4 protein-coding genes are annotated in these 3,093 nt (G+C 66.7%); 2 read left to right on the forward strand and 2 right to left on the reverse strand.

All coding sequences use genetic code 11. The features are described 5' to 3' along the window. On the reverse strand, positions 1-473 hold a 473-nt coding region (locus ACK5F2_RS17145; RefSeq protein ID WP_409866850.1), incomplete at its 3' end, for a DinB family protein. Positions 474-656: 183 nt separating this feature from the next. Further along, on the reverse strand, positions 657-1,127 hold the full coding sequence (locus ACK5F2_RS17150; protein WP_102770346.1) for a CBS domain-containing protein: 471 nt from the start codon (positions 1,125-1,127) through the stop codon (positions 657-659). A 140-nt stretch (positions 1,128-1,267) separates the two neighbouring features. On the opposite strand from ACK5F2_RS17150, the gene ACK5F2_RS17155 reads away from it, so the two are divergent. Beyond that, positions 1,268-2,578: an O-acetylhomoserine aminocarboxypropyltransferase gene (locus tag ACK5F2_RS17155; RefSeq protein ID WP_409866852.1), complete on the forward strand. Its 1,311-nt coding sequence runs from the start codon at positions 1,268-1,270 to the stop codon at positions 2,576-2,578. Between the two features lie 24 nt (positions 2,579-2,602). After that, positions 2,603-3,093: alpha/beta fold hydrolase (locus ACK5F2_RS17160; RefSeq protein WP_409866854.1), on the forward strand; the 491-nt coding region annotated here is incomplete at its 3' end.

The raw sequence follows: 3,093 nt of genomic DNA on the forward strand, positions 1-3,093 counted from the left end.
CTCACATGCAGGAAGCGGGTCAGCAGGTCGCGCGGCGGCGCGACCGAGATGGCCTTGAGCATCTGGCCCACATTGCCGCGGTGATAAGCGCCGGGGGTGATCAGGTGCAGCAGCATCTCCTCCCGGCTCATGCAGCCGGCGTCGCCATCGGTGAACTGGAAGTGCAGGCGCTCGGCCGCCTGCTCGGGCGAGAGCCCGGCGACATAACGCTCAAACCACGCATCCAGCTCCGCCTGCTCGAACTGCAGGGCCTCGAGGCTCGGCGTGTCATCGGTGTTGCTGCGGGTGTAGCCATGCGCCTGCTGGAAGAGATGCGCGTGAAAGATGCGGTCCACCACGTAGATGTGGTTGAGCATGCGCAGCGCGGCATGCAGCGCCTCGGCGTGCAGGCTGGCATCCACGTCCGCCAGCACGGCAAACAGTTCCTGGTTGGCCCAGGACTTTTGGGCAAAGAGTTGCTGCAGGCTTGTCATCTCGGAGCGTCCTTCGGCACATAGCCTGGCACCCGTAGGCCGAGGCTGAAAACAAAACAGAGAAGGCGGCCGAGCCGCGCTTCTCTGTGGGTGTGAAAGCAGGAGTGAAACTCAGGCGAGCTCAGGCGAGCTCAGGCCAGCTCAGGCACCCGAAGGCGCAACTGGCGTTCAGGCGCCTGCCGCTCAGAGCTTGGATTCGTCCGCCGCGGCCGGGTTGTCTTCCAGTGGCCAGTCGCGGATGTAAGCCTTGAGCATGCGGTTTTCGAAATCCTGGCCATCGACCACGGCCTTGGCCACGTCGTAGAAGGAGATCACGCCCATCAGCGTGCGGCCGTTGAGCACCGGCATGTAGCGGGCGTGGCGGCCCAGCATCATGCGGCGGACTTCGTCGATTTCGGTCTCGGGCGTGCAGGTCAGCGGATGGTCGTCCATGACGCTGCGAACCAGGGAGGTGCCGACCGTGCCGCCATTGCGCACGATGGCCGCGATCACCTCGCGGAAGGTCAGCATGCCGACCAGATCGCCATGCTCCATCACCACCAGGGAGCCGATGTCGCGTTCGGCCATGGCGGTCACGGCCACGGCCAGCAATTCGTCGGGCGTGACGGTGAACAGCGTGCCGCCCTTGACGCGCAAAATGTCGACGACTTTCATGATCAGCTTTCTCCTCGTTGTCACTGCCTGCCACTGCCTAACACAACCTGCTGCACTGTCGGCAAGACCCGGCACCTTGCGCCGCAGGATGCTTGGGAACATAGCACACAATCCGCGCATTCAACATCACGAAAGTCCATATGTCCGGTTACAGCGACCCTGGCTTTGACACCCTGGCTTTGCATGCCGGCGCGGCCCCCGATCCCGCCACCGGCGCACGCGTCACGCCCCTGCATCTGAGCACCTCCTTCGTGTTCGAGAACAGCGAGCATGCCGCCTCGCTCTTCAATATGGAGCGCGCCGGCCATGTCTACAGCCGCATCTCCAACCCGACCACGGCCGTGTTCGAAGAGCGTATGGCCGCGCTGGAAGGTGGGGTCGGCGCCATCGCCACGGCCAGCGGGCAAGCGGCGCTGCATCTGGCAATCACGACTCTGGCCGCGGCCGGCTCGCACATCGTCGCCTCCAGCGCGCTCTACGGCGGCTCGCACAATCTGCTTCACTACACCCTGGCCCGCTTCGGCATCAGCACCACCTTTGTGAAACCAGGCGATCTGGAAGGCTGGCGCGCCGCCATCCGGCCCGAGACCCGGCTGCTGTTCGGCGAGACCCTGGGCAACCCGGGCATGGACGTGCTGGACATCCCGGCCGTCGCGGTCATCGCGCACGAGGCCGGCCTGCCCCTACTGGTAGACGCGACCCTGAGCACGCCCTATCTGCAGCGGCCCATCGCCCAGGGCGCCGACCTGGTCATGCACTCGGCCACCAAATTCCTGTCCGGCCACGGCACCGTGGTCGGTGGCGTGCTGGTGGACAGCGGCCGCTTCGACTGGCAGGCCGCGTTTGATCGCAGCGGCGGCCGTCGCTTTGCGGAGCTCTGCGAACCCTATGCCGGCTTCCACGGCATGGTGTTCAGCGAGGAGAGCAGCACCGGCGCCTTCCTGCTGCGCGCACGCCGCGAGGGCCTGCGCGACTTCGGTGCCTGCATGAGCCCGCACACCGCCTGGCTGATTCTGCAAGGCATCGAGACCCTGTCCCTGCGCATGGAGCGCCATGTGCGGAACGCCGGCCGCGTGGCCGAGTTCCTGGCCGCCCAACCCCAGGTCAGCCGAGTCGGCTACCCCGGCCTGGCCAGCCACGCCGACCATGGCCTGGCCCAGCAGCTGCTGCCGCGCGGTTGCGGCTCGGTCTTCAGCTTCGATCTGCAAGGCAGCCGCGAGCAAGGCCGGCGCTTCATCGAAGCGCTCAAGATCTTCTCCCACCTGGCCAATGTCGGCGACTGCCGCTCGCTGGTGATCCACCCGGCCAGCACCACCCATTTCCGCATGGACGATGCGGCCCTGGCCCAGGCCGGCATCACGCCCGGCACCATCCGCCTGTCCATCGGCCTGGAAGACGCCGAGGATTTGATCGCCGACTTGAAGCGCGCGCTCAAGATCGCCGCCCGCTGAAGCGAAGCCACCGAGACTCACACCATGCTCTTCAACGTCCACGAACAACCGACCTACGCCTACCCCGGCGGCAAGCCCTTGGATCCCGCCCTGCCCTGCGTGGTCTTCATCCACGGTGCCCTCAACGACCACAGCGTCTGGACCCTGCTGGCGCGCTGGTGCGCCCACCACGGCCATGCGGTGCTGGCCGTCGACCTGCCCGGCCATGGCCGCAACCGCGCGCAAGCACCGCTGGCCGATGTGCCGGCCATGGCCGATTGGTTGCTGGCCCTGATGCAGTCCGCGGGCTTGAGCCACCCCGCCGCACTGGTCGGGCACAGCATGGGCTCGTTGATCGCGCTTGAGGCCGCCGCGCGCTCACCCGAGCAGGTCAGCCGTCTGGTTCTGGTGGGTACGGCCTACCCGATGAAGGTCTCGCCCGCCCTGCTGGAAACCGCCCGCACCGCGCCCGAGCAAGCCATTGCCATGGTCAACACCTTCTCCTTCGCCAGCTGGGCCAGCAAGCCCGGCTACCC

This window comes from Roseateles sp. (assembly GCF_046300915.1).
Lineage (GTDB): Bacteria > Pseudomonadota > Gammaproteobacteria > Burkholderiales > Burkholderiaceae_C > Kinneretia.

Coding starts and splice junctions, on each gene's coding strand:
- ACK5F2_RS17150 (WP_102770346.1), bottom strand. CDS start 1,127: ATGAAAGTCGTCGACATTTTGCGCGTCAAGGGCGGCACGCTGTTCACC.
- ACK5F2_RS17155 (WP_409866852.1), top strand. CDS start 1,268: ATGTCCGGTTACAGCGACCCTGGCTTTGACACCCTGGCTTTGCATGCC.